The 26,691-nt window shown below is 58.4% G+C and carries 13 protein-coding genes, 2 tRNA genes and 3 rRNA genes; 17 read left to right on the top strand and 1 reads right to left on the bottom strand.

The window, feature by feature from the left end; translation table 11 throughout:
- Nucleotides 1-54: 54 nt before the first annotated feature.
- A complete protein-coding gene (locus ATI14_RS01970; RefSeq protein WP_016973737.1) occupies nucleotides 55-1,611 on the bottom strand; it encodes a bifunctional aminoglycoside phosphotransferase/ATP-binding protein in 1,557 nt (518 codons plus the stop codon).
- Nucleotides 1,612-1,729: 118 nt separating this feature from the next.
- Here ATI14_RS01970 and mrcB point away from each other — a divergent pair, with 118 nt between their 5' ends.
- From mrcB to recD, 17 genes are all read left to right on the top strand, one after another.
- Nucleotides 1,730-4,060 (top strand): penicillin-binding protein 1B, encoded by a 2,331-nt coding sequence (mrcB, locus tag ATI14_RS01965; RefSeq protein WP_016973736.1) that lies wholly within the window; start codon nucleotides 1,730-1,732, stop codon nucleotides 4,058-4,060.
- Nucleotides 4,061-4,076: 16 nt separating this feature from the next.
- Complete coding sequence (locus ATI14_RS01960; protein WP_016973735.1) at nucleotides 4,077-4,811, top strand: tetratricopeptide repeat protein; 735 nt, start codon at nucleotides 4,077-4,079, stop codon at nucleotides 4,809-4,811.
- Entirely contained in the window at nucleotides 4,811-5,140 is a 330-nt protein-coding gene (locus ATI14_RS01955; protein ID WP_016973734.1) for a YqcC family protein, read from the top strand. Before ATI14_RS01960 ends, ATI14_RS01955 begins: the two co-directional genes overlap by 1 nt.
- 431 nt (nucleotides 5,141-5,571) lie before the next feature.
- Nucleotides 5,572-7,296 carry an acetolactate synthase 3 large subunit gene (locus tag ATI14_RS01950; RefSeq protein WP_031320339.1) on the top strand — a complete coding sequence of 575 codons (1,725 nt, stop codon included), beginning with the start codon at nucleotides 5,572-5,574 and terminating at the stop codon, nucleotides 7,294-7,296.
- A gap of 2 nt (nucleotides 7,297-7,298) precedes the next feature.
- Complete coding sequence (gene ilvN, locus ATI14_RS01945; protein ID WP_003176102.1) at nucleotides 7,299-7,790, top strand: acetolactate synthase small subunit; 492 nt, start codon at nucleotides 7,299-7,301, stop codon at nucleotides 7,788-7,790.
- 45 nt (nucleotides 7,791-7,835) lie between these two features.
- Nucleotides 7,836-8,852, top strand: a complete 1,017-nt coding sequence (ilvC, locus tag ATI14_RS01940; RefSeq protein ID WP_003194132.1) for a ketol-acid reductoisomerase — start codon at nucleotides 7,836-7,838, stop codon at nucleotides 8,850-8,852.
- A gap of 144 nt (nucleotides 8,853-8,996) precedes the next feature.
- The gene (gene pssA, locus ATI14_RS01935; protein ID WP_016973732.1) at nucleotides 8,997-9,854 is read left to right on the top strand and encodes a CDP-diacylglycerol--serine O-phosphatidyltransferase; all 858 of its coding nucleotides are present in this window, start codon (nucleotides 8,997-8,999) and stop codon (nucleotides 9,852-9,854) included.
- 63 nt (nucleotides 9,855-9,917) lie between these two features.
- The gene (msrP, locus tag ATI14_RS01930) at nucleotides 9,918-10,931 is read left to right on the top strand and encodes a protein-methionine-sulfoxide reductase catalytic subunit MsrP (RefSeq protein WP_016973731.1); all 1,014 of its coding nucleotides are present in this window, start codon (nucleotides 9,918-9,920) and stop codon (nucleotides 10,929-10,931) included.
- Nucleotides 10,931-11,551 carry a protein-methionine-sulfoxide reductase heme-binding subunit MsrQ gene (gene msrQ, locus ATI14_RS01925; RefSeq protein ID WP_016973730.1) on the top strand — a complete coding sequence of 207 codons (621 nt, stop codon included), beginning with the start codon at nucleotides 10,931-10,933 and terminating at the stop codon, nucleotides 11,549-11,551. Before msrP ends, msrQ begins: the two co-directional genes overlap by 1 nt.
- 545 nt (nucleotides 11,552-12,096) lie before the next feature.
- A 16S ribosomal RNA gene (locus ATI14_RS01915) occupies nucleotides 12,097-13,633 on the top strand.
- Nucleotides 13,634-13,715: 82 nt separating this feature from the next.
- A tRNA-Ile gene (locus ATI14_RS01910) sits at nucleotides 13,716-13,792 on the top strand.
- Between the two features lie 30 nt (nucleotides 13,793-13,822).
- Nucleotides 13,823-13,898, top strand: a tRNA-Ala gene (locus ATI14_RS01905).
- 247 nt (nucleotides 13,899-14,145) lie between these two features.
- A 23S ribosomal RNA gene (locus ATI14_RS01900) occupies nucleotides 14,146-17,037 on the top strand.
- Between the two features lie 155 nt (nucleotides 17,038-17,192).
- Nucleotides 17,193-17,308 (top strand): 5S ribosomal RNA (rrf, locus tag ATI14_RS01895).
- Together the 16S, 23S and 5S rRNA genes with 2 tRNA genes alongside form the textbook arrangement of a ribosomal RNA operon.
- Nucleotides 17,309-17,451: 143 nt before the next feature.
- Nucleotides 17,452-20,904 carry an exodeoxyribonuclease V subunit gamma gene (recC, locus tag ATI14_RS01890; RefSeq protein WP_080520596.1) on the top strand — a complete coding sequence of 1,151 codons (3,453 nt, stop codon included), beginning with the start codon at nucleotides 17,452-17,454 and terminating at the stop codon, nucleotides 20,902-20,904.
- Nucleotides 20,901-24,575: an exodeoxyribonuclease V subunit beta gene (gene recB / locus ATI14_RS01885; protein ID WP_016968851.1), complete on the top strand. Its 3,675-nt coding sequence runs from the start codon at nucleotides 20,901-20,903 to the stop codon at nucleotides 24,573-24,575. Before recC ends, recB begins: the two co-directional genes overlap by 4 nt.
- Nucleotides 24,572-26,641, top strand: a complete 2,070-nt coding sequence (recD, locus tag ATI14_RS01880) for an exodeoxyribonuclease V subunit alpha (protein ID WP_020372567.1) — start codon at nucleotides 24,572-24,574, stop codon at nucleotides 26,639-26,641. The genes recB and recD overlap by 4 nt, the downstream gene beginning before the upstream one ends.
- Nucleotides 26,642-26,691: the final 50 nt, after the last annotated feature.

Here is a 26,691-nt window from a genome sequence, read left to right as displayed (position 1 = left end):
CCACTATTGCTGGGCCGTGCACCGAAGATCGGTGACACGGCCAAGAAATATTTCTTACAAGCCCGGCAAGCACTGACGAATGTGAGCCACTAGCGCGTCCAGCGTGCCGGTCTCGTTGGTTTCTACACGCTTGCTGATCAACAGCTCTTCAGCAGTCAACGGGTCACGACTGGCGTGCTGGGCCTCAATAATGCTCAGCGTTGCGTCGGACGGATCGTTTTTGTCTGCCTGACGTTGTGCCAGCCAACTGGCGATAACGGCTTGCGGTGCATTGCAATCCAGAATCAGGAATGGCGCGCCTGTGGCCTCGGCTATGCCGGCGGCAGCATCGCGCTGGCCGCGTTTCAGGAAGGTGGCATCCAGTACCACCGGGTAGCCGGCGCGCAGCACGATACCGGCGATTTCATTCAGGCGCGCGTAGGTTGCGGCGCTGGCGTCGGCAGCATAGATGCCGGCTTCAGGCGTGTTCTCCACCTTCTGCTCTCCGAACAGGCGCTTGCGCTCAACGTCCGAACGCAGGCGCACGGCGCCGAGCGCCTCCACCAGGCGCATCGCAACGTGGCTTTTGCCGACGGCCGAAACCCCGTGGGTAATCGCCAGGAAACGCGAAGGAATGGTGCTGTAGCTTTCCGCCAGGTTCGCGTAGTTGCGGTATTGGCGCAGAGTGGTGGCGCGTTGCACCGGGTCGGCTTCGCTCGGCATGCTGAACAACGAGACCTTGGCGCGCACCAGGGCCCGGTAGGCTTTATAGAAATTCAGCACTTCCAGGCCTTGATAGTCGCCGGTCAGCTCCAGGTACTGGCTGATAAAACGGCGGGCCAGGGATTTGAGGCCGCGGTCTTCAAGGTCCATCGCCAGGAAGCCGGTGTCGGCGTACACGTCGGTGAAGCGGAAAGGCTCGTTGAATTCGATGCAGTCGAAAATCACCACTTTGCCATCGATCAAGGTGGCGTTGCCCAAGTGGATATCGCCATGGCATTCGCGGGTGAAGCCGGCGAGTTTGCGCTCCTCGAACAGCGGCTTGAGGCGCTCGAAGCTGCTTTCAGCCCAAGCCTGCAAGGCTTCGAGCTGGGCCAGATCGGCTTTTTCGCTGAGGAAGGGGCGGATTTGTTCGAAGTTCTGGCGCACTGGCGCCATGACTTCATTCGGCGTGCCGGCGGGGTGTTCCTGCGGGACTTTTGGCGCGGTCAGGTGAAAGTGCGCGATCTGCCGGGCCATTTCATCGATGTGCGCGCTGGTCAGTTCGCCATTGGCTTGCAAGGTGCTGAGCATCTGGCTTTGCGGGAACTGGCGCATTTTCAGGGCATATTCGATGACCGGACCGTCGCCACCCAATTGCGGGTTTTCGGCAGTGCCGGTGATCGGCAACACTTCAAGATACAAATCTTCGGTGAGGCGCGCGTTGAGGCGCAGCTCTTCGTTACAGAAGTGGCCGCGATCCTCCAGAACGGTAAAGTCGAGGAAGCCGAAGTTCATCGGCTTCTTCAATTTATAAGCATAAGGACCGGTCAGGATCACCCAGGAAATGTGGGTTTCGATGACTTGAAACGCTTCAACCGGGTGAGGGTATAAAGCCGGGTTTTGCAGGGCAGCGATCAGGGACTGGCTCACGGGCGATCCTTCAAAGTCTGGGGGAAAACATGGCGGGCATTATGGCCGCTACGAGCGGTCGTGCAAACCGCTGTCCGGCTCATGTTGATCATCAATAAAGTGCGTATAATCCGCCGCCATGACTCGAACCCGATCTCCCCGTTCCCGTAAAAAACCTCCTTCCCGTGGCCTGCGCCCGTGGCTGGGCTGGGCGCTCAAGCTCAGCCTCGTGGGCCTTGTGGTGCTCGCCGGCTTTGCGGTGTACCTCGACGCTGTGGTCCAGGAAAAATTCTCCGGCAAGCGCTGGACCATTCCGGCCAAGGTGTACGCCCGCCCGCTGGAGCTGTTCAATGGCCAGAAGCTGAGCAAGGAAGACTTCCTCACCGAACTGGATGCCCTGGGCTATCGCCGTGAACCCGTGAGCAACGGCCCGGGCGCAGCCGCCGTGAGCGGCAATACCGTTGACCTGAATACCCGCGGCTTCCAGTTCTATGAAGGCCTGGAAAAAGCCCAGCCGGTGCGGGTGCGCTTTTCCGGCGATTATGTTGCCGAGCTGTCGTCTCTCAATGGCGCCAAACTGCCGGTTGTACGCCTGGAACCCCTGCTGATCGGCGGCATTTACCCGAAGAATCTTGAAGATCGCATCCTGATCAAGCTCGATCAGGTGCCGCCCTACCTGTTGGAAACCCTGATTGCCGTAGAGGACCGCGACTTCTATAGCCACTGGGGCGTTTCGCCGAAGTCGATTGCCCGCGCGGTTTGGGTCAACACGTCCGGCGGCAAAATGACCCAGGGCGGCAGTACGCTGACGCAACAACTGGTCAAGAACTTCTACCTGACCAACGAACGCAGTCTGACCCGAAAACTCACCGAAGCCATGATGGCGATGCTGCTGGAGCTGCATTACAGCAAGCAGGAAATCCTTGAGGCGTACCTCAACGAGGTGTTCGTCGGCCAGGATGGCCAGCGCGCGGTGCACGGTTTCGGCTTGGCCAGCCAGTTCTTTTTCGGTCAGCCGCTGTCCGAGTTGAAGCTGCACCAGGTGGCATTGCTGGTGGGCATGGTCAAAGGGCCGTCCTATTACAACCCGCGCCGCAACCCCGAGCGCGCGCTTGAGCGCCGCAACCTGGTGCTCGATGTCCTTGAGCAGCAGGGTGTCGCGACCGCAGAGCAAGTGGCTGCCGCGAAGAAAATGCCACTGGGTGTGACCACCCGCGGCAAGCTGGCCGACAGCTCCTTCCCGGGCTTTATCGACCTGGTCAAACGCCAATTGCGGGAAGACTACCGCGATGAAGACTTGACCGAAGAAGGCCTGCGAATTTTTACCAGTTTCGACCCGATCCTGCAGATGAAAGCCGAGGCGTCCGTCAACGACACCTTCAAGCGTCTGACGGGCCGCAAAGGCGCCGATGAAGTTGAGGCGGCCATGGTGGTCACCAACCCGGAAACCGGTGAAGTCCAGGCCATGATCGGCAGCCGTCAGGCCAGTTTTGCGGGGTTCAACCGTGCGCTGGATGCGGTGCGGCCGATCGGCTCGCTGGTCAAACCGGCGGTCTATCTCACCGCGTTGGAAAAACCGAGCAAATACACCCTGACCAGTTGGCTGTCGGATGAGCCGCTGTCGGTCAAGCTGGCCGACGGCCAGGTGTGGACGCCGAAAAACTTCGAACGTCGCTCCAACGGTACGATTTTCCTCTACCAGGGCCTGGCGCATTCCTACAACATTTCCACCTCGCGCCTTGGGCTGGAAGTGGGTGTGCCGAACGTGCTGAAAACCCTGGGGCGCCTGGGCGTCAACCGCGAGTTCCCGGCGTTCCCGTCGATGCTGCTGGGCGCGGGCGCCATGACGCCGATGGAAGTGACCACGATGTACCAGACCATCGCCAACGGTGGCTTCAATACACCGATGCGCGGCATTCGCAGCGTGCTGACCGCCGAGGGAGAGCCGCTCAAGCGCTATCCGTTCCAGATCCAGCAACGTTTTGACGCAGGCTCGATCTACCTGATCCAGAACGCCATGCAGCGCGTGATGCGCGAGGGTACCGGGCGCTCGGTCTACAACGTGCTGCCGGCGAACCTGACCCTGGCGGGTAAAACCGGTACCAGTAACGATTCACGGGACAGTTGGTTCGCAGGGTTTGGCCAGGATGTGCTGGCGGTGGTGTGGCTGGGCCGTGATGACAACGGCAAGACGCCGTTCACCGGCGCGACCGGCGCATTGCAGGTGTGGACAAGTTTCATGCGCAAAGCCGACCCGCTGCCGCTTAATATGCCGCAGCCGGATAACATCGTTCAGGCGTGGATTGACCCGCACACGGGACAGGGCTCCGATGCCAACTGCCCGGGCGCGGTGCAGATGCCGTATATTCGCGGCAGCGAGCCGCCTGCCGGCCCTGCGTGCGGTGGCGGTGGCGGTGCCCCTGCCAGTGCGGAGTCGGTGATGGATTGGGTCAAGGGCTGGATGAACTAAGCGAAGAGGGTTTCAAGTGAACAAGTGGTGGATTCCAGCTATTACAGCTCTGGCTTTGCTCAACGGTTGCGCCAGCGTGCAGCGCGGCTCGATTCCCGTGGTGGATTCGAGCACCAGTGTTTCCAACAATGACCGTATCTCGGCCACTGGCGGTTTCCGCCAGACCGTGACGACACGTCCGGCTCAAGCCAAGGCTCAGGCCGTGCCGCAGGATTCGGGCGTGGTCGTGATGGTGCCGGGCGGTGGCGCAACCACGTCGGCGCCGATCAGTGCCGAGCCGTGGACTCCAGGCCCAAGTACGTCGGGGCCGGTTGATTCCACGCCGATCCAGACGGCGCCGATCAATCAGGGCGCTTACAGCATGCCGTCGGCGCCGAGCGGCGTTCCGTCGTCTTCCAACTCCGGCGGCCTGTCGGCTGACGAGCAACTGGACGGCCCGGTGTTGGCTTTGTTGACCACCGCCCAGCAGCAACAGGCCGGTGGCGACTTGAATGGCGCATCGTCAAGCCTTGAGCGCGCCCAGCGTGTGGCGCCTCGTGAACCGCAAGTGCTGTATCGCCTGGCCCAGGTGCGCATGGCCCAGGGCGATGCGCCGCAAGCTGAGCAATTTGCCCGTCGCGGCTTGAGCCTGGCCAACGGTCGTCCTGACCTGCAAGCCAACCTCTGGGCCTTGATTGGGGATGCGCGTGCCGCCCAGGGCGACGCTGCCGGCGCTGCCCAGGCTCGGCAAAAAGGCAAGGTTACTTACTGATGGATGCGCGTTTTCCCGCGATTGCCGAACAGCTGTTGCTGATCGAGCGTGAATTGCGCGTGCAGGGCTGGTGGGACGAGGTGTCCCCCAGCGTTGAGGCGCTCAGCAGTGTCGAACCCTTCTCGGTCGACACGCTGGACTTCCACCAGTGGCTGCAGTGGATCTTCCTGGTGCGCATGAAGCAGATTCTTGAGCAGGACCTGCCCCTGCCCAATGCCTCAGGAATTCTGGAAATGGCCGAGATGGTCTATGCCGATCGCCCGCGCGAGAGCCTTGGCTTGCGTAATGCGCTGAAAAAGTTCGATCAATTGATCGTCGACGCTCGTTAATTGCCTGACTGCCGGTTTTTCCGGCAGTCTTGCGCACATTTCTACCGCTTGACGACATTCAGGCGAGTTTTATCCCTCCTCAAAGCCCTTTCTTCTACGTTCTCATGCGCTTAGTTGGAAAAAAGCGCAATTATTGCTTGACTTGAACGGCCTGAAACAGAAGAATCCAAAGTCCGCTGTATCGGGACTGCCAGAAGCAGGCCCGCTCAGCAGATCATGAGGCGCACATCCGCGCCGACCTGTAACACCCGCAACGCGTTACCTCGCGCTGGGTGGGAAAAGCCCGCAACACTTGGGACGATCCCAATACTTGCTCAGTCAGTGCTGACGTAGTCGGCGACCACCGTCGCTCATGCTCTGTTGAGAAGTAAACCTATTAAGACCCGTCGGTTTTCAACGGACGGTATTCTGGCGTTTTAGAGGTGAACAACGTGGAGCTTTTATCTGGCGGTGAGATGCTCGTCCGCTTTTTGCGTGACGAAGGCGTCGACTATATCTACGGGTACCCAGGTGGTGCTCTGCTGCATGTTTACGACGCACTGTTCAAGGAACCGGCTGTTAACCACATCCTGGTTCGCCACGAACAGGCCGCGACCCATATGGCTGACGGTTACGCCCGTGCCACCGGTAAAGCCGGTGTGGTACTGGTAACGTCCGGCCCAGGCGCAACGAATGCCATTACCGGCATCGCGACTGCCTATATGGACTCTATCCCGATGGTGATCATTTCCGGCCAGGTGCCCAGCACCATGGTGGGGACCGATGCATTCCAGGAAACCGACATGATCGGTATCTCCCGGCCGATCGTGAAACACAGCTTCATGATCAAGCATCCATCGGAAATCCCGGAAGTCATGAAAAAGGCCTTCTACCTCGCACAGTCCGGTCGCCCGGGCCCTGTGGTGGTCGACGTGCCAAAAGACATGACCAACCCGGCTGAGAAATTCGAATACGTCTTCCCGAAAAAAGCCAAGCTGCGCTCCTACAGCCCGGCCGTACGCGGGCACTCGGGGCAAATCCGCAAGGCCGCAGAAATGCTGCTCGCGGCCAAGCGCCCAGTGCTGTACTCGGGTGGCGGCGTAATTTTGGGCGGCGGTTCCGCACCCCTGACCGAATTGGCCAAGCTGCTCAACCTGCCGGTGACCAACACCTTGATGGGCCTCGGCGCATTCCCGGGTACGGACCGTCAGTTCGTCGGCATGCTCGGCATGCACGGCAGCTACACCGCCAACCTGACCATGCACCACGCCGACGTGATCCTGGCCGTGGGCGCGCGGTTCGATGACCGTGTGATCAACGGCGCGAGCAAATTCTGCCCGAACGCCAAAATCATCCACATCGACATCGACCCGGCGTCCATCTCCAAGACCATCAAGGCCGACGTGCCGATCGTAGGTCCGGTTGAAAGCGTATTGACCGAAATGGTTGCCGCACTCAAGGACATCGGCGAGACGCCGAACAAGGAATCCGTCGCCAGCTGGTGGAAGCAGATTGACGAGTGGCGCGGCGATCGCGGTCTGTTCCCTTACGACAAGGGCGACGGCAGCATCATCAAGCCACAAACCGTGATCGAAACCCTGTGCGAAGTGACCAAGGGCGACGCCTTTGTGACCTCCGATGTAGGCCAGCACCAGATGTTCGCCGCGCAGTACTACAAGTTCGACAAGCCTAACCGCTGGATCAACTCCGGTGGCCTGGGCACGATGGGCTTTGGTTTCCCTGCGGCCATGGGCGTGAAACTGAGCTTCCCGGACACCGACGTTGCTTGCGTCACCGGTGAGGGCAGCATCCAGATGAACATCCAGGAACTGTCGACGTGCCTGCAGTACGGCCTTCCAGTGAAGATCGTCTGCCTGAACAACGGCGTACTGGGCATGGTTCGCCAGTGGCAGGACATGAGCTACAACAGCCGTCACTCCCATTCCTACATGGAATCGTTGCCGGATTTCGTCAAGTTGGTTGAAGCCTATGGCCACGTCGGCATTCGTATCACCGATTTGAAAGATCTGAAGCCGAAGATGGAAGAGGCGTTCGCCATGAAGGACCGTCTGGTGTTCCTGGATATTCAGGTGGATACCAGCGAGCACGTCTACCCGATGCAAATCAAAGACGGCTCTATGCGCGACATGTGGCTGAACAAGACGGAGCGTACTTAATCATGCGGCACATTATCTCCCTGCTTCTGGAGAACGAACCCGGCGCTCTGTCTCGTGTTGTCGGCCTGTTTTCGCAACGCAACTACAACATCGAAAGCCTGACCGTGGCCCCAACCGAAGACCCGACCCTGTCGCGTCTGACGTTGACCACCGTGGGTCACGATGAGGTGATCGAACAGATCACCAAAAACCTCAACAAGCTGATCGAAGTGGTCAAGCTGGTCGATCTGTCGGAAAGTGCCCACATCGAGCGCGAGCTGATGCTGGTTAAAGTCAAGGCCACGGGTGCCCAACGTGCCGAGATCAAACGGACTACCGACATTTATCGCGGGCAGATCGTTGATGTAAGCGCCAGCGTTTATACCGTTCAACTGACCGGTACAAGCGACAAGCTGGACAGCTTCATCCAGTCGATCGGGACGGCCTCGATTCTGGAAACGGTACGCAGTGGTGTCACCGGGATTGCCCGTGGCGACAAAGTACTCAGCATCTAACCCATTAGTGAATGGCCTTACGGCCTGGATATATAGAGGAACCTCATGAAAGTTTATTACGATAAAGATTGTGACCTGTCGATCATCCAGGGCAAAAAAGTCGCCATCATCGGCTACGGCTCCCAGGGGCACGCGCAAGCTTGCAACCTGAAAGACTCCGGCGTTGACGTGACTGTCGGCCTGCGTAAAGGCTCGGCCACTGTTGCCAAGGCTGAAGCTCATGGCCTGAAAGTGACCGACGTTGCTTCCGCCGTTGCGGCTGCCGACCTGGTCATGATCCTGACCCCGGACGAGTTCCAGTCCTCGCTGTACAAGAACGAAATCGAGCCGAACATCAAGAAAGGCGCCACCCTGGCCTTCTCCCATGGCTTCGCGATCCACTACAACCAGGTTGTTCCACGTGCCGACCTCGACGTGATCATGATCGCGCCGAAAGCACCGGGCCACACCGTGCGTTCCGAATTCGTCAAAGGTGGCGGCATTCCTGACCTGATCGCGATCTACCAGGACGCATCGGGCAATGCCAAAAACGTTGCACTGTCTTACGCCGCTGGCGTGGGTGGCGGTCGTACCGGCATCATCGAAACCACCTTCAAGGACGAGACCGAAACCGACCTGTTTGGCGAACAAGCCGTTCTGTGCGGCGGTACCGTTGAGCTGGTTAAAGCCGGTTTCGAAACCCTGGTTGAAGCCGGCTACGCGCCGGAAATGGCCTACTTCGAATGCCTGCACGAACTGAAGCTGATTGTTGACCTCATGTACGAAGGCGGTATCGCCAACATGAACTACTCGATCTCCAACAACGCCGAATACGGCGAGTACGTGACTGGCCCGGAAGTGATCAACGCCGAGTCCCGTCAGGCCATGCGCAACGCCCTGAAACGTATTCAGGACGGCGAGTACGCCAAAATGTTCATCAGCGAAGGCGCAACCGGCTACCCTTCGATGACCGCCAAGCGTCGTAACAACGCCGCTCACGGCATCGAAGTCATCGGCGAGCAACTGCGCTCCATGATGCCGTGGATCGGTGCCAACAAGATCGTCGACAAAGCCAAAAACTAAGTCGTACGCATCAATAGAAAACGCGGCCTAGGCCGCGTTTTTTCGTTTGGGGGCGGGTTCTGGTATAAAGCTGCATCGTTTGCGGGCGAACACGTGCCGCGAGTATTTGTCGAATTCTTTTCACACCGTTGCAAGGTAAAGTCCATGACCGAACGTCCCGAAGAGCCAAACCAGGCCTCTGACGCCGATAGCCTGCTACCGATCGATGAGCATGTCGAAGAAGGGCATGATGCGGAAGGTCGCAAGGTCCGGCATCGTGGCATCTATCTGCTGCCCAACCTGTTTACCACGGCGAACCTGTTTGCCGGTTTCTATTCCATCATCAATTCCATGAGTGCCCAGAGCGCGCTGGCGGCGGGTGATGCGGCGAGTGCCAGCAAGTACTTTGGTTTTGCTGCCATCGCCATTTTTGTGGCCATGGTGCTCGATGGTCTTGATGGCCGTGTTGCACGCATGACCAATACCCAAAGCGCCTTCGGGGCCGAGTACGACTCGTTGTCCGATATGGTGGCCTTTGGTGTAGCGCCGGCGTTGCTGGCCTTTGCCTGGGCGCTGGGGGATATGGGCAAGGTTGGCTGGATGGTCGCCTTCATTTATGTCGCAGGTGCTGCGTTGCGCCTGGCGCGCTTCAATACTCAAGTGGGCACTGCCGACAAGCGTTACTTCATCGGCCTGGCCAGCCCGGCGGCGGCGGGTGTAGTGGCGGGCATTGTTTGGGCATTCAGTGACTACGGCATCCAGGGCTCGAAGATGTCATTCCTGGTGGCGTTGATGGTGGCGGCGGCCGGCATGCTGATGGTCAGCAACATCAAGTACAACAGCTTCAAGGAGTTCGACCTCAAGGGGCGTGTGCCTTTTGTAGCGATTCTGGTGGTGGTACTGGTATTTGCCGTTGTGTTCAGCGACCCTCCGCGCATTTTGCTGTTGGCGTTCCTGGTGTATGCGGCTTCGGGGCCGATTCAGTATTTGCTGCACCTGCGCCGCGACAAAACATTGTCTTAATGTAATTTCCCCCATACTCCGCAGTCTATTGGTGCATCAGTTCTCCAATGCTGCGGAGTTGCCATGTTAATCAAATTGCCCAAAGCGTCCGATTGCCATGAATCGGATATCACGCCTGAATCATTCTATCTCTCTCGCCGTAGCTTGCTCGGTGGTGCACTCGCTGGCGTTGCCGCCAGCGCGCTGCCACGTTGGGCCAGTGCCGAAGAGGCTGCGCGTTATGTGGATGTGGAGCCTGGCAATGCGCCGAGCTGGTTTGCCGAGAAACTGCCGGGCACGAAATGGCAGGCGGTGACCGTGAAGGACGAAGCTATCACGCCGTTCAAGGACGCCACCCACTACAACAATTTCTATGAGTTCGGTACAGGCAAGGGCGACCCGGCCGCAAATGCGGGGTCTCTCAAGACTGAGCCATGGAGTGTTGTGATTGATGGTGAAGTAGGCAAGCCAGGGCGTTATGCGCTGGAAGACTTCATGAAGCCTTATCAGCTCGAAGAACGGATCTACCGTTTACGCTGCGTTGAGGCGTGGTCGATGGTCATTCCGTGGATGGGCTTTCCCATTTCAGCCTTGCTTAAGCACGTTGAGCCGACCTCAAACGCTAAATACATCCGTTTTGAAACCTTGCAGGATCCAAAAAGCATGCCGGGGCAACGTTCAAACTTTGGTTTGATCGATTGGCCTTATGTAGAAGGGCTGCGTTTGGATGAAGCGATGAATCCGCTGGCGATCCTTGCCGTTGGTATGTATGGGCGGGAACTGCCTAATCAAAACGGCGCGCCGTTGCGTTTGGTGGTGCCGTGGAAGTATGGCTTCAAGAGTGTGAAGTCCATCGTACGAATCAGCCTGGTAAGCGAGCAGCCGAAAACGACCTGGCAGAGCATTGCCGCGGATGAGTATGGGTTTTATGCGAATGTGAACCCGACGGTTGATCATCCTCGCTGGACTCAAGCGCGGGAGCGCCGTTTGCCGAGCGGGCTGTTCAGTCCAAATGTGCGCGAGACGCAAATGTTCAATGGCTACTCGGAGGAGGTTGCTTCCCTCTATACCGGTCTCGATCTGCGGAAGAACTACTGATGCGCTATCCGATCTGGCGCATCGGCGTCTTTATAGCAGCAGCGGTGTGGCCATTGTTCTGGCTATATGAAGCGTGGAGTTCTGTTCTGGGGCCGGATCCCGGAAAAGTGCTGGTTGATCGGCTTGGCTTGGGTACGTTGATTCTGTTGTTGATCACGTTGGCGATGACGCCACTGCAGAAGCTTAGCGGTTGGGCGGGGTGGGTAGCGGTACGCCGGCAGTTGGGGTTGTGGTGTTTCGCCTATGTCGTGCTGCATTTAGCGGCCTACTGCGTATTTGTGCTTGGGCTGGACTGGTCGCAACTGGGTGTGGAGTTGCGTAAGCGGCCTTACATTATTGTGGGGGCATTGGGTTTTCTCTCTTTATTAGTGCTCGCGGTGACCTCGAACCGTTACAGCCAGCGTCGGCTGGGAAGTCGATGGAAGAAGCTGCACCGTTTGGTCTACGTGATTCTTGGGCTCGGTTTGTTGCACATGCTGTGGATTGTGCGAGCTGATCTGAAAGAGTGGGCTATTTACGCATCCATAGGTGTGCTGCTTTTGATACTGCGGATTCCTCCTGTCATGCGCCGAATCCCTCGGCTTATTGCGAAAAAACCACTTTCCACGACAAAAGCGTAATTAGGGGTTGACGGCAGATTCTGGAAGTCTATAATTCGCCCCACTTCCGGCGCAGTCGAAACGGAAAACTCCTTGAGTTTCAATGAGTTAAGTAGGTTTCGATAGCGAGTTGCTTCAGTCCATCGAAGCCCAGAAGGAGTTGATAGAGCGGTGTTGTTTGGCTCTGTTAACGTTTCGATCCTCTCGGTCGAAAGCGGAGAAAAAGAGGTGTTGACAGCAGCGTGTAACGCTGTAGAATTCGCCTCCCGCTAACGAGAGATCGGAAGCGCAAGTGGTTGAAGTTGTTGAAGAAATCTTCGAAAGCTTCTGAAAATAATCACTTGACAGCAAATGAGGCTGCTGTAGAATGCGCGCCTCGGTTGAGACGAAAGATCTTAACCAACCGCTCTTTAACAACTGAATCAAGCAATTCGTGTGGGTGCTTGTGGAGTCAGACTGATAGTCAACAAGATTATCAGCATCACAAGTTACTCCGCGAGAAATCAAAGATGTAACCAACGATTGCTGAGCCAAGTTTAGGGTTTCTTAAAAACCCAAAGATGTTTGAACTGAAGAGTTTGATCATGGCTCAGATTGAACGCTGGCGGCAGGCCTAACACATGCAAGTCGAGCGGTAGAGAGAAGTTTGCTTCTCTTGAGAGCGGCGGACGGGTGAGTAATGCCTAGGAATCTGCCTGGTAGTGGGGGATAACGTCCGGAAACGGACGCTAATACCGCATACGTCCTACGGGAGAAAGCAGGGGACCTTCGGGCCTTGCGCTATCAGATGAGCCTAGGTCGGATTAGCTAGTTGGTGAGGTAATGGCTCACCAAGGCGACGATCCGTAACTGGTCTGAGAGGATGATCAGTCACACTGGAACTGAGACACGGTCCAGACTCCTACGGGAGGCAGCAGTGGGGAATATTGGACAATGGGCGAAAGCCTGATCCAGCCATGCCGCGTGTGTGAAGAAGGTCTTCGGATTGTAAAGCACTTTAAGTTGGGAGGAAGGGCAGTTGCCTAATACGTAACTGTTTTGACGTTACCGACAGAATAAGCACCGGCTAACTCTGTGCCAGCAGCCGCGGTAATACAGAGGGTGCAAGCGTTAATCGGAATTACTGGGCGTAAAGCGCGCGTAGGTGGTTTGTTAAGTTGGATGTGAAATCCCCGGGCTCAACCTGGGAACTGCATTCAAAACTGACTGACTAGAGTATGGTAGAGGGTGGTGGAATTTCCTGTGTAGCGGTGAAATGCGTAGATATAGGAAGGAACACCAGTGGCGAAGGCGACCACCTGGACTAATACTGACACTGAGGTGCGAAAGCGTGGGGAGCAAACAGGATTAGATACCCTGGTAGTCCACGCCGTAAACGATGTCAACTAGCCGTTGGAAGCCTTGAGCTTTTAGTGGCGCAGCTAACGCATTAAGTTGACCGCCTGGGGAGTACGGCCGCAAGGTTAAAACTCAAATGAATTGACGGGGGCCCGCACAAGCGGTGGAGCATGTGGTTTAATTCGAAGCAACGCGAAGAACCTTACCAGGCCTTGACATCCAATGAACTTTCCAGAGATGGATTGGTGCCTTCGGGAACATTGAGACAGGTGCTGCATGGCTGTCGTCAGCTCGTGTCGTGAGATGTTGGGTTAAGTCCCGTAACGAGCGCAACCCTTGTCCTTAGTTACCAGCACGTTATGGTGGGCACTCTAAGGAGACTGCCGGTGACAAACCGGAGGAAGGTGGGGATGACGTCAAGTCATCATGGCCCTTACGGCCTGGGCTACACACGTGCTACAATGGTCGGTACAGAGGGTTGCCAAGCCGCGAGGTGGAGCTAATCCCATAAAACCGATCGTAGTCCGGATCGCAGTCTGCAACTCGACTGCGTGAAGTCGGAATCGCTAGTAATCGCGAATCAGAATGTCGCGGTGAATACGTTCCCGGGCCTTGTACACACCGCCCGTCACACCATGGGAGTGGGTTGCACCAGAAGTAGCTAGTCTAACCTTCGGGAGGACGGTTACCACGGTGTGATTCATGACTGGGGTGAAGTCGTAACAAGGTAGCCGTAGGGGAACCTGCGGCTGGATCACCTCCTTAATCGACGACATCAGCTGCTCCATAAGTTCCCACACGAATTGCTTGATTCATTGAAGAAGACGATAAGAAGCAGCCCGAAATTGGGTCTGTAGCTCAGTTGGTTAGAGCGCACCCCTGATAAGGGTGAGGTCGGCAGTTCGAATCTGCCCAGACCCACCAATTTTGTGTGGGAAACGCCTGTAGAAATACGGGGCCATAGCTCAGCTGGGAGAGCGCCTGCCTTGCACGCAGGAGGTCAGCGGTTCGATCCCGCTTGGCTCCACCACTACTGCTTCTGAAGTTTTAAAGCTTAGAAATGAGCATTCCATCAGTGTGATGGTGAATGTTGATTTCTAGTCTTTGATTAGATCGTTCTTTAAAAATTTGGGTATGTGATAGAAAGATAGACTGAACGTTACTTTCACTGGTAACGGATCAGGCTAAGGTAAAATTTGTGAGTTCTCTTAGTTGAGAAATTCGAATTTTCGGCGAATGTCGTCTTCACAGTATAACCAGATTGCTTGGGGTTATATGGTCAAGTGAAGAAGCGCATACGGTGGATGCCTTGGCAGTCAGAGGCGATGAAAGACGTGGTAGCCTGCGAAAAGCTTCGGGGAGTCGGCAAACAGACTTTGATCCGGAGATGTCTGAATGGGGGAACCCAACCATCATAAGATGGTTATCTTGTACTGAATACATAGGTGCAAGAAGCGAACCAGGGGAACTGAAACATCTAAGTACCCTGAGGAAAAGAAATCAACCGAGATTCCCTTAGTAGTGGCGAGCGAACGGGGACTAGCCCTTAAGTGGCTTTGAGATTAGCGGAACGCTCTGGAAAGTGCGGCCATAGTGGGTGATAGCCCTGTACGCGAAAATCTCTTAGTCATGAAATCGAGTAGGACGGAGCACGAGAAACTTTGTCTGAATATGGGGGGACCATCCTCCAAGGCTAAATACTACTGACTGACCGATAGTGAACTAGTACCGTGAGGGAAAGGCGAAAAGAACCCCGGAGAGGGGAGTGAAATAGATCCTGAAACCGTATGCGTACAAGCAGTGGGAGCAGACTTTGTTCTGTGACTGCGTACCTTTTGTATAATGGGTCAGCGACTTATTTTCAGTGGCGAGCTTAACCGAATAGGGGAGGCGTAGCGAAAGCGAGTCTTAATAGGGCGTCTAGTCGCTGGGAATAGACCCGAAACCGGGCGATCTATCCATGGGCAGGTTGAAGGTTGGGTAACACTAACTGGAGGACCGAACCGACTACCGTTGAAAAGTTAGCGGATGACCTGTGGATCGGAGTGAAAGGCTAATCAAGCTCGGAGATAGCTGGTTCTCCTCGAAAGCTATTTAGGTAGCGCCTCATGTATCACTGTAGGGGGTAGAGCACTGTTTCGGCTAGGGGGTCATCCCGACTTACCAAACCGATGCAAACTCCGAATACCTACAAGTGCCGAGCATGGGAGACACACGGCGGGTGCTAACGTCCGTCGTGAAAAGGGAAACAACCCAGACCGTCAGCTAAGGTCCCAAAGTTATGGTTAAGTGGGAAACGATGTGGGAAGGCTTAGACAGCTAGGAGGTTGGCTTAGAAGCAGCCACCCTTTAAAGAAAGCGTAATAGCTCACTAGTCGAGTCGGCCTGCGCGGAAGATGTAACGGGGCTCAAACCATACACCGAAGCTACGGGTATCACGTAAGTGATGCGGTAGAGGAGCGTTCTGTAAGCCTGTGAAGGTGAGTTGAGAAGCTTGCTGGAGGTATCAGAAGTGCGAATGCTGACATGAGTAACGACAATGGGTGTGAAAAACACCCACGCCGAAAGACCAAGGTTTCCTGCGCAACGTTAATCGACGCAGGGTTAGTCGGTCCCTAAGGCGAGGCTGAAAAGCGTAGTCGATGGAAAACAGGTTAATATTCCTGTACTTCTGGTTATTGCGATGGAGGGACGGAGAAGGCTAGGCCAGCTTGGCGTTGGTTGTCCAAGTTTAAGGTGGTAGGCTGAGATCTTAGGTAAATCCGGGATCTTAAGGCCGAGAGCTGATGACGAGCTAACTTTTAGTTAGCGAAGTGGTTGATGCCATGCTTCCAAGAAAAGCTTCTAAGCTTCAGGTAACCAGGAACCGTACCCCAAACCGACACAGGTGGTTGGGTAGAGAATACCAAGGCGCTTGAGAGAACTCGGGTGAAGGAACTAGGCAAAATGGCACCGTAACTTCGGGAGAAGGTGCGCCGGTGAGGGTGAAGGACTTGCTCCGTAAGCTCATGCCGGTCGAAGATACCAGGCCGCTGCGACTGTTTATTAAAAACACAGCACTCTGCAAACACGAAAGTGGACGTATAGGGTGTGACGCCTGCCCGGTGCCGGAAGGTTAATTGATGGGGTTAGCTAACGCGAAGCTCTTGATCGAAGCCCCGGTAAACGGCGGCCGTAACTATAACGGTCCTAAGGTAGCGAAATTCCTTGTCGGGTAAGTTCCGACCTGCACGAATGGCGTAACGATGGCGGCGCTGTCTCCACCCGAGACTCAGTGAAATTGAAATCGCTGTGAAGATGCAGTGTATCCGCGGCTAGACGGAAAGACCCCGTGAACCTTTACTATAGCTTTGCACTGGACTTTGAATTTGCTTGTGTAGGATAGGTGGGAGGCTTTGAAGCGTGGACGCCAGTCTGCGTGGAGCCATCCTTGAAATACCACCCTGGCAACTTTGAGGTTCTAACTCAGGTCCGTTATCCGGATCGAGGACAGTGTATGGTGGGTAGTTTGACTGGGGCGGTCTCCTCCTAAAGAGTAACGGAGGAGTACGAAGGTGCGCTCAGACCGGTCGGAAATCGGTCGTAGAGTATAAAGGCAAAAGCGCGCTTGACTGCGAGACAGACACGTCGAGCAGGTACGAAAGTAGGTCTTAGTGATCCGGTGGTTCTGTATGGAAGGGCCATCGCTCAACGGATAAAAGGTACTCCGGGGATAACAGGCTGATACCGCCCAAGAGTTCATATCGACGGCGGTGTTTGGCACCTCGATGTCGGCTCATCACATCCTGGGGCTGAAGCCGGTCCCAAGGGTATGGCTGTTCGCCATTTAAAGTGGTACGCGAGCTGGGTTTAGAACGTCGTGAGACAGTTCGGTCCCTATCTGCCGTGGACGTTTGAGATTTGAGAGGGGCTGCTCCTAGTACGAGAGGACCGGAGTGGACGAACCTCTGGTGTTCCGGTTGTCACGCCAGTGGCATTGCCGGGTAGCTATGTTCGGAATAGATAACCGCTGAAAGCATCTAAGCGGGAAACTAGCCTCAAGATGAGATCTCACTGGAACCTTGAGTTCCCTGAAGGGCCGTCGAAGACTACGACGTTGATAGGTTGGGTGTGTAAGCGCTGTGAGGCGTTGAGCTAACCAATACTAATTGCCCGTGAGGCTTGACCATATAACACCCAAGCAATTTGACTACTCTAAGGAGCATCAGATTGCGGTGTGTGAAGACGAAATGAACCGAAAGTTCGACGCTCACAAAGCACCGAAAGCTGTCACATACCCAATTTGCTGAAGCGAGGCATACGCCACGACTCAGTACCCGAATTTCTTGACGACCATAGAGCATTGGAACCACCTGATCCCATCCCGAACTCAGCAGTGAAACGATGCATCGCCGATGGTAGTGTGGGGTTTCCCCATGTGAGAGTAGGTCATCGTCAAGATTAAATTCCGAAACCCCAATTGCGAGAGCAGTTGGGGTTTTGTTTTGGGCGGTCGGAAAGATAGCTAACATCCCAATTCCGCCAACAACTGCCCACAGTGCTAAAGTCGCACCCTCGATTTTGCTTTTCCCAAGGAAGCCGTTATGCCGGATGCGACGTCCCTCAGCGCTGGATTCATGGTGGTTCACGGCAACCGCCTGGACGAACTGCGCAGCCTGGTGGTCAGTTGGATGCGCCGCTATCCACTGGCGCCTTTGGAAAATGAAATCGCTTTGGTACAAAGCAACGGTATCGCCCAGTGGCTAAAACTGGCCTTGGCCGAAGATCCTGAAGAGGATGACATGGGCGGCTGCGGTATCGCGGCAGCAATCGACGTGCAACTGCCCGGCAGTTTCATGTGGCAGCTCTACCGCATGGTTTTGGGCAAAGATGAAATTCCGCAAAAGTCCCTGCTCGACAAAGCTCCGCTGACCTGGCGCCTGATGCGTTTGCTTCCGGAGCTTATCAACCAACCGCACTTTGAGCCGCTGCAACGCTTCCTCACCGACGACACCGACCTGCGCAAACGCTACCAACTCGCCGAACGCCTGGCCGATCTGTTCGACCAATATCAGGTCTATCGCGCCGACTGGCTCGAAGACTGGGCCGCAGGCCGCCACCAACTGCGCAATGGTCGTGGTGAGTCCAAGCCGCTGAACCCTGCCAACTGCTGGCAAGCCGAATTGTGGCGCGCACTGCTGTTGGATGTAGGTGAAGAGGGCATGGCCGAAAGCCGCGCCGGCGTTCACCAGCGCTTCATCGAGCGCATTAACACCGTTGAGCAAGCCCCCCATGGCTTGCCGTCCCGGGTGATCGTTTTCGGTATTTCTTCGTTGCCTGCGCAAGCACTGGAAGCACTCGCCGGCCTGGCGCGTTTCAGTCAGGTCCTGCTCTGTGTACACAACCCTTGCCGTCACCATTGGTCCGACATCGTCGCCGACAAAGATTTGCTGCGTAACGAATACAAGCGTCAGGCGCGCAAGGCTGGCATGCCGGTCACCATCGACCCGCAAACCCTGCACCAACATGCCCACCCGCTGTTGGCGGCCTGGGGTAAACAGGGCCGCGACTACATCAGCCTGCTGGACAGTTACGACAACCCCAACAGCTACCGCGCCGCCTTCCGCGATGGCCGCATCGACCTGTTCAGCGACAGCGAGCCCACCACGCTGCTCAACCAACTGCAGGACGACATCCTCGAACTTCGCCCGCTCAACGAAACCCGTGAGCTATGGCCTGCAGTGGATCTGGGGCGTGACACCTCAATCCGCTTCCACATCGCCCACAGCGCCCAACGCGAAGTGGAAATCCTCCACGATCAACTGCTCCAGCGCTTCAGCGCCGACCCCGCACTGCGCCCGCGCGACATCATCGTCATGGTCCCCGACGTCGACAGCTACGCGCCGCACATCCGCGCCGTGTTCGGCCAGCTTGAGCGAAGTGATCCGCGCTTCATCCCGTTTACCCTCACCGATCAAGGCCAACGCGGCCGTGACCCGCTGTTGATCGCCGTCGAGCACCTGCTGAAACTCCCGGACAGCCGCTTTCCCGTGAGCGAAATTCTCGACCTGCTCGACGTTCCCGCTCTGCGTGAACGCTTCGCCATCAAGGAACGCGACCTGCCGACGCTGCACCGCTGGATCGAAGGCGCCGGCATCCGCTGGGGCCTCAACGCCGAACAGCGTGCAGGCCTTGGCCTGCCAAGTGAGCTGGAACAAAACAGCTGGCGATTTGGCCTGCGCCGCATGCTGCTGGGTTATGCCGTTGGCACCGGTATTGCGTGCGACGGCATTGAGCCCTACGACGAAATTGGTGGTCTCGACGCTGCCCTCATCGGCCCGTTGGTTGCTTTGCTGGACGCGCTAAACGACGCTCATCAGGCGTTGTCACAACCGGCAACACCACCGGAATGGGGCGAGCGCCTGCAACGCCTGATGCAGTTGTTCTTCTTGCCCAGCAGTGAGCATGACGATTACCTGCTGAGCCAGCTCGAACAACTCAGGGAAACCTGGCTGGAAACCTGCGAGTCCGTCGGGCTGCAGGATGAGTTACCGCTCACCGTAGTCCGCGAAGCCTGGTTGGCCGGTTTGGACCAGGGGCGACTGTCCCAGCGCTTTCTGGCAGGAGCTGTCAATTTCTGTACTTTGATGCCCATGCGCGCCATCCCGTTCAAGCTCGTTTGCCTGCTCGGCATGAACGACGGCGACTATCCGCGCGCGCAACCCCCGCTGGACTTCGACCTGATGGGCAGCGACTACCGGCCCGGCGACCGCTCGCGCCGTGAAGACGACCGCTACCTGCTGCTCGAAGCCCTGCTGTCCGCCCGCGACCAGCTCTATATCAGCTGGGTGGGCCGCAGCATTCGCGACAACAGTGACCGACCCGCCTCGGTATTGATCGGCCAACTGCGCGACCACCTCGCCAGCGGCTGGCACAACGCAGACACAGAGGTACCCTTGCTGGACGCGATGACCCAGGAACATCCGCTCCAGCCGTTCAGCGCGCGCTATTTTCACGAAGGCGACCCGTTGTTCAGCTACGCCCGCGAATGGCAGTTACTGCATGAAGCGACGGACGTCCCTGCAACAGAACGCGAGCTGGCACAGCATCAGCAAGAAGAACCCCTGACCCTCGGCCAGTTGCAGGATTTCCTGCGCAACCCGGTCAAGCACTTCTTCAGCCAGCGCCTGAAAGTGTTCTTCGAAGCCGCCGAAGTGCCGCTCGCCGATGAAGAGCCCTTCGTCCTCGACGCGCTTCAACGCTACAGCCTCAGCGACAGCCTGCTCAACGCTGCACTGGCTCAACCCGGTCACATCGACCAGGCCCTCAACGCCCAGGCCCTCCGTCTGCAAGGCAGTGGGCTGCTGCCTATGGTGGGTTTCGGCGAATGCCTGCGCAATGAGCTGGTCGAGCCGCTGCCCGATCTGTTGCAACGTTATCAACAACTACTCGCGCTGTGGCCAACGCCACATCCCGCAGCAGAACCGATCAATTTTGAGCATCAAGGCATCCAGCTGGAGGGTTGGATCAGCGGTTTGCATCGACGCAGTGATGGCGGATTGTTGAGCGTCACCACCATCCCCAACAGCATCGGCTCGATCAAAACGCGCAAGTGGCATCGCCTGATCCGCCCCTGGGTCAACCACGTAGTAGCGTGTGCCTGTGGCCTGCAACTCAGCACCGGTCTGGTTGCCAGCGACGACACCTTGCTATTGGCGCCGCTGGATAAGTCCAGCGCCGAGGAAATCCTTGGCAACCTGCTCCTGGCCTGGCACGCCGGTATGCGCAAACCGCTCCCCGTCGCGGTCAAAACCGCCTTCGCCTGGCTCGGCCAAACCGACCCCGCCAAGGCGCAGGCCGCCGCGAGCAAGGCTTACGAGGGTGACAGCATCAACACCGATGGTGAACGCCGTGAAACCCCGGCGCTCACTCGCCAGTTCCCGGACTACGCCACGCTCATCGCCAGCGAAGAATTCGAAGGCTGGGCCGAAACCCTGTATCGACCGCTGATCAATGCATCCTGGCGATCACTCAGCGGCGAGGAGGCCAGCGCATGACCAGCAAACCCTTGGCCCTGGCCTTCCCGCTCACAGGCAGCCAGCTGATTGAAGCCAGCGCGGGCACCGGCAAAACGTTCACTATCTCGGCGTTGTACCTGCGCCTGGTACTCGGCCAGGGTGGCGAAGAATCCGGCTTCGGCCGCGAGCTGTTGCCGCCACAAATCCTGGTGGTGACGTTTACCGACGCCGCCACCAAAGAGTTGCGCGAACGCATCCGCATTCGTCTGGCCGAAGCCGCACGGTTCTTTCGCGATGAAATCCTGCAGCCAGACGCCCTGATCGCCGACCTGCGCGAGCAATACCCGGCCGAGCAATGGGCCGCCTGCGCAAATCGTCTCGACATCGCCGCCCAATGGATGGACGAGGCCGCCGTCTCGACCATCCACAGTTGGTGCCAGCGCATGCTGCGCGAACACGCGTTCGACAGCGGCAGCCTGTTCACCCAGACCCTGGAAACCGACCACAGCGACTTGCTCGGCGAAGTGCTGCGCGACTACTGGCGCCTGTTCTGCTACCCGATGCACGATGACGCGCTCAACTGGGTGCGCACCAACTGGGGCGGCCCTGCCGCGTTGATGCCACGGGTGCGCGCACTGTTCGGCAGCGAACGGCCAACCGATGAAACCCGCGAGCCCGCCGAGCTGATCACCGCATGCCTGCAAGAGCGCCGCGAAGCCCTGACAGCCATCAAGGCGCCCTGGCAACAATGGGCCGCCGAGTTGCGCGACATCTGCCTGCAAGCCGTGGCCGCCAAAGCCGTCGACGGTCGCAAGATGCAGGCTCGCTTCTTCGAACCCTGGTTCGAAAAAATCAGCGCCTGGGCCTCTGACGAAACCCTGGAACAACTCGACATCGGCACCGGCTTCACTCGCCTTACCCCCGACGGCATGGCCGAAGCCTGGAAGGGTGAGCCCCCGCAGCACCCCGGCATCGACGCCATGGCCAACCTCAAAGCCAGCCTCGACGCCTTGCCAACGCCCGACGCGGCCGTGCTGCAACACGCCGCCGGCTGGGTCGGTAAACGTTTCGAAGAAGAAAAACGCCGCCGCGCCGAAATGGGTTTCGACGACATGCTCACGCGCCTCAACGCCGCCCTGCAAGCGGACGGCGGCGAGCGACTGGCCAGTGTGATTCGCGAGCAATTCCCGGTGGCGCTGATCGACGAATTCCAGGACACCGACCCGGTGCAATACAGCATCTTCGACAGCATTTACCGCATCGAAGAAAACCACACAGACAGCGGCCTGTTCCTGATCGGCGACCCCAAGCAGGCGATCTACGCCTTTCGCGGCGCCGACATCTACACCTACTTGCGCGCCCGCCAGGCCACCACCGGCCGCCATCACACGCTGGGCACCAACTTCCGCTCCAGCCATGCGATGGTCGAAGCGGTAAACCATGTATTCCAGCGTGCCGAAAACGGCCGTGGCGCCTTTCTGTTCCGCGAGCCGAATGGCGACAACCCTGTGCCGTTCCACTCGGTGCTGTCCCAAGGCCGCAAGGAAAAATTGCAGGTCAACGGCCAAACACTTCCGGCGATGAACCTCTGGCACCTGCCCACGGATCAGCCGATTTCCAACGCGCTGTACCGCCAACAGCTGGCAGGCGCCTGTGCCACACAGATTGTTGAATTGCTCAACGGCGGGCAGCAGGGCACAGCGGGGTTCCTGCAGGCGGACGGCAGCTTCAAAGGCGTGCTGCCGTCAGACATCGCCATCCTCGTGCGCGATGGCAAGGAAGCCCAAGCCGTGCGTGCCGAGTTGGCCGCTCGTGGCGTACGCAGTGTTTATTTGTCCGACAAGGATTCGGTCTTCGCCGCCCAGGAAGCCCATGACCTGCTGGCCTGGCTCAAAGCCTGCGCCGAGCCGGACGTCGAACGACCACTTCGCGCTGCGCTGGCCTGTGTCACCCTGAACCTGTCGTTGCCGGAACTGGAGCGTCTGAATCAGGACGAACTGGCGTGGGAAACCCGCGTGATGCAGTTCCGCGGCTACCGCGCGATCTGGCGCACTCAGGGCGTGCTGCCGATGTTGCGTCGCCTGCTTCACGACTTCAAGCTGCCGCAAACCTTGATCGCTCGCAGCGACGGTGAGCGGGTTTTGACCAACCTTCTGCACCTCAGTGAGTTGTTGCAACAAGCCGCGTCAGAACTCGACGGCGAGCAAGCGCTGATCCGTCACTTGGCCGAGCACCTCGCGCTGTCGGGGCAGGCCGGTGAAGAACAGATCCTGCGCCTGGAAAGTGACGAGCAACTGGTCAAGGTCGTGACCATTCACAAATCCAAAGGCCTGGAATACGACTTGGTATTCCTTCCCTTCATTTGCTCGGCCAAACCGGTGGACGGCAGCCGCTTGCCGCTTCACTACCATGACGACAACGGCAAATCCCAAGTCAGCCTGCGCCCGACGGCCGAGCTGATCGCCAGGGCTGACGACGAGCGCCTGGCCGAAGACCTGCGTCTGCTCTATGTCGCGCTGACTCGCGCCAAACACGCGTGCTGGCTCGGCATTGCCGACCTCAAACGCGGCAACGGCAGCACCTCGGTCCTGCACCTCTCGGCCCTGGGCTATCTGCTCGGCGCCGGTGCGTCGCTGGGTGAATCCGCCGCTCTGGCGCGTTGGTTGCTGGACCTGCAGGAAGGCTGCCCGGCCATCCATTACGCCACAGTGCCCGACGCGCAAGCCGTCCTGTTTCACCCGCCACGCAACACAGACACGTTACTCGCGCCCCTGCTGCCCAAACGCAAGGCCGCCGAAAATTGGTGGATTGCGTCCTACAGCGCGCTACGCATCGGCGACAGCATGAGCGCCGCCAGCCTTGAAGCACCGGAAAGCCCACAGGCCCAGAAGCTGTTCGACGATGAACGCCTTGACCCGCAGGCACCGCGCGAAGTGGCGGCGTCCGGCGGCGACATTCACCGTTTCCCACGCGGTCCTAATCCCGGCACCTTCCTCCATGGCCTGCTGGAATGGGCGGGCGAGGAGGGCTTCAACGTCACCCCGCAGGCGATTGAAAAAGCCGTCGGCGCGCGTTGCAACCGGCGTAATTGGGAAGGCTGGATCGTCACCCTCGGCACCTGGCTCGGTCAGTTGCTGGAGGCCCCGCTGCCTGTGGATAACGGCCACGTCACCCTCTGCAGCCTGCAGCAGTATCAGATCGAAATGGAATTCTGGTTCGCCAGCCACAAGGTCGACGTGCTCGCCCTCGACAAGCTGGTATGCCAGTACACCCACAACGGCATGTCCCGCGTGGCCGCCGAGCCGGTCTTGCTCAACGGCATGTTCAAAGGCTTTATCGACCTGACGTTCGAACATGACGGCCGTTATTACGTGGCCGATTACAAATCCAACTGGCTCGGCCCTGACGATTCGGCCTACACATGGGAGGCCATGGATCAGTCGATCCTCGATCATCGGTATGACCTGCAATACGTGCTCTACCTGCTGGCCCTGCACCGCCAACTGAAGGCACGCCTGCCCGGCTACGACTACGACCGCCACGTCGGCGGCGCGCTGTATGTGTTCCTGCGCGGTACTCAGTCGGCCAGCAAAGGGGCGTATTTCACCCGGCCACCACGCGAGCTGATCGAAGGCCTGGATTTGCTGTTCCAGGGCAAGTCCATCCCGCCCAAGGCTGAGCCCGCCTGGGAACAAGGAGTGTTGCTATGAGCCTCGCACCGTTACCGCTGGAGGCACTCATGCCCCTGAGCCACGCCGCCGACCTGGTGCAACTGCTGGAGCGTTGGGTAGACCGAGGCTGGCTGCGCGCCCTGGACAAAGCCTTCGTTGGCTTCCTGCACGAGCTTGATCCGCAGGCCGACCCGCTGGTGTTGCTGGCCGCCGCGTTGACCAGCCACCAACTGGGCCATGGTCACGTGTGCCTGGACCTGTTCGAGACCCTCAAGGCCCCGGATTTCGCCTTGTCGTTGCCGCCTGAAGGCGACCTGCAAACCGGCGCCATGTTGCTGCCGTCGCAATTGCTCGACGGGTTGGACGGCGCCCACTGGTGCCACGCGTTGGCATCCAGCCCCTTGGTCGCACTGGCCGTTGACGGCAGCGAGTCAGCCCAAAGCCGCCCGCTGGTGTTGTCGGGCAAACGCTTGTACCTGCGCCGCTACTGGACCTACGAACGGCGTATCGACAGCGCTCTGCGCCAGCGCTTGGCCACCCGGGAAAACGCTGCCGCTGACTTGCCGCAACGCTTGAACAGCCTGTTCGACCAGCCCCCGCCCGATGGCGTGATCGACTGGCAAAAACTCGCCTGCGCCCTGGCCACGCGAGGGGCTTTCAGCATCGTCACCGGCGGCCCCGGCACCGGCAAAACCACCACCGTGGTGCGCCTGCTCGCGCTGCTGCAAGCGCCCGCCGTGGAAGCGGGCAACCCGTTGCGCATCCGCCTGGCCGCGCCGACCGGTAAAGCCGCCGCGCGCCTCACTGAATCCATCAGCCAGCAAGTGCTGTCGCTGAAAGTGCCGGCCAGCGTGAAGGAAAAGATCCCGACCCAGGTCACCACCGTTCACCGCCTGTTGGGCAGCCGGCCGGGCACGCGGCACTTTCGTCATCACCTCGCCAACCCCTTGCCTTTGGACGTGCTGGTGGTGGACGAAGCCTCGATGATCGACCTGGAAATGATGGCCAACCTGCTGGACGCTTTGCCGCCTCACGCGCGTTTGGTGCTGCTGGGCGACAAGGATCAACTCGCGTCGGTAGAGGCCGGCGCCGTACTCGGCGACTTGTGCCGTGACGCCGAAGCCGGCTGGTACAACCCCGACACGCGCCAATGGCTGCAGGCTGTCAGCGGCGAAAGCCTCGTCTCCAGCGGCCTGCAGGAAGACGTCGACGGGAGCCACCCGCTGGCTCAGCAAGTGGTGATGTTGCGTTACTCGCGGCGCTTCGGCGAAGGCAGCGGCATTGGCCAATTGGCGCGCCGGGTCAACCAGCAAAATGCCGAAGAGGCCCGAAAACTGCTGGCCGCCCGCAGCCACGATGACCTGTTCTGCGTCAGCCTCAAAGGTGAGCACGACCACGCCCTGGAGCGCCTGGCGCTGGACGGGCAGGGCGACGGCGCCCAAGGGTATCGCTTCTACCTGAACCTGCTGCACAGCGCGCGCCCGGCTTTCGACACCCCGCGCGACGATCCGGCCTGGACACACTGGGCGCAACAACTGCTGCAAGCCTTCGACGCCTTTCAACTGCTCTGCGCCGTGCGCAAAGGCCCGTGGGGTGTAGAAGGGCTGAACCTGCGCATCACCGCCGCGTTGCGCAAAGTGCGGCTGATCGAAGGCGACGACCAATGGTACGAAGGCCGTCCGGTGCTGATGACCCGCAACGATTACGGCCTGGGCCTGATGAATGGCGACATCGGCATCGCCCTCAAACTGCCTGAAAGCGACGGAGGGCCTCAGGTATTGCGCGTGGCTTTCCCACGCAACGATGGCCAGGGCGGCGTGCGTTTTGTACTGCCCAGCCGTCTGAATGATGTGGAAACCGTGTACGCCATGACAGTGCACAAATCCCAGGGCTCGGAATTCACCCACACCGCGCTGATCCTGCCGGATGCGCTTAACCCGGTGCTCACCAAAGAGCTGATCTACACCGGCATCACCCGCGCCAAACGCTGGTTCAGCCTCATAGAAACCCGTGGCGGCGTGTTTGAAGAGGCGGTGCGGCGCAAGGTCAAACGCCTGAGCGGGTTGATGCTGGAGCTGGATGCAGCGCCCGACGAAACTGACTGACAGGTCACTGAATATTTCTGATTCAGCTGTCTGATTTTTCTGGAAAAATA

This window comes from Pseudomonas tolaasii NCPPB 2192, from assembly GCF_002813445.1.
Taxonomy (GTDB): domain Bacteria; phylum Pseudomonadota; class Gammaproteobacteria; order Pseudomonadales; family Pseudomonadaceae; genus Aquipseudomonas; species Aquipseudomonas tolaasii.
Note: the sequence above shows the minus strand (reverse complement) of the source record. Positions and strands in the feature narration are given on the sequence as shown.

Excerpts from the sequence above, each read along its gene's own strand:
- mrcB (WP_016973736.1), top strand. The coding sequence starts at position 1,730 with ATGACTCGAACCCGATCTCCCCGTTCCCGTAAAAAACCTCCTTCCCGT.
- ATI14_RS01955 (WP_016973734.1), top strand. The coding sequence starts at position 4,811 with ATGGATGCGCGTTTTCCCGCGATTGCCGAACAGCTGTTGCTGATCGAG.
- ilvN (WP_003176102.1), top strand. The coding sequence starts at position 7,299 with ATGCGGCACATTATCTCCCTGCTTCTGGAGAACGAACCCGGCGCTCTG.
- ilvC (WP_003194132.1), top strand. The coding sequence starts at position 7,836 with ATGAAAGTTTATTACGATAAAGATTGTGACCTGTCGATCATCCAGGGC.
- pssA (WP_016973732.1), top strand. The coding sequence starts at position 8,997 with ATGACCGAACGTCCCGAAGAGCCAAACCAGGCCTCTGACGCCGATAGC.
- msrP (WP_016973731.1), top strand. The coding sequence starts at position 9,918 with ATGTTAATCAAATTGCCCAAAGCGTCCGATTGCCATGAATCGGATATC.
- msrQ (WP_016973730.1), top strand. The coding sequence starts at position 10,931 with ATGCGCTATCCGATCTGGCGCATCGGCGTCTTTATAGCAGCAGCGGTG.
- recC (WP_080520596.1), top strand. The coding sequence starts at position 17,452 with ATGCCGGATGCGACGTCCCTCAGCGCTGGATTCATGGTGGTTCACGGC.
- recB (WP_016968851.1), top strand. The coding sequence starts at position 20,901 with ATGACCAGCAAACCCTTGGCCCTGGCCTTCCCGCTCACAGGCAGCCAG.
- recD (WP_020372567.1), top strand. The coding sequence starts at position 24,572 with ATGAGCCTCGCACCGTTACCGCTGGAGGCACTCATGCCCCTGAGCCAC.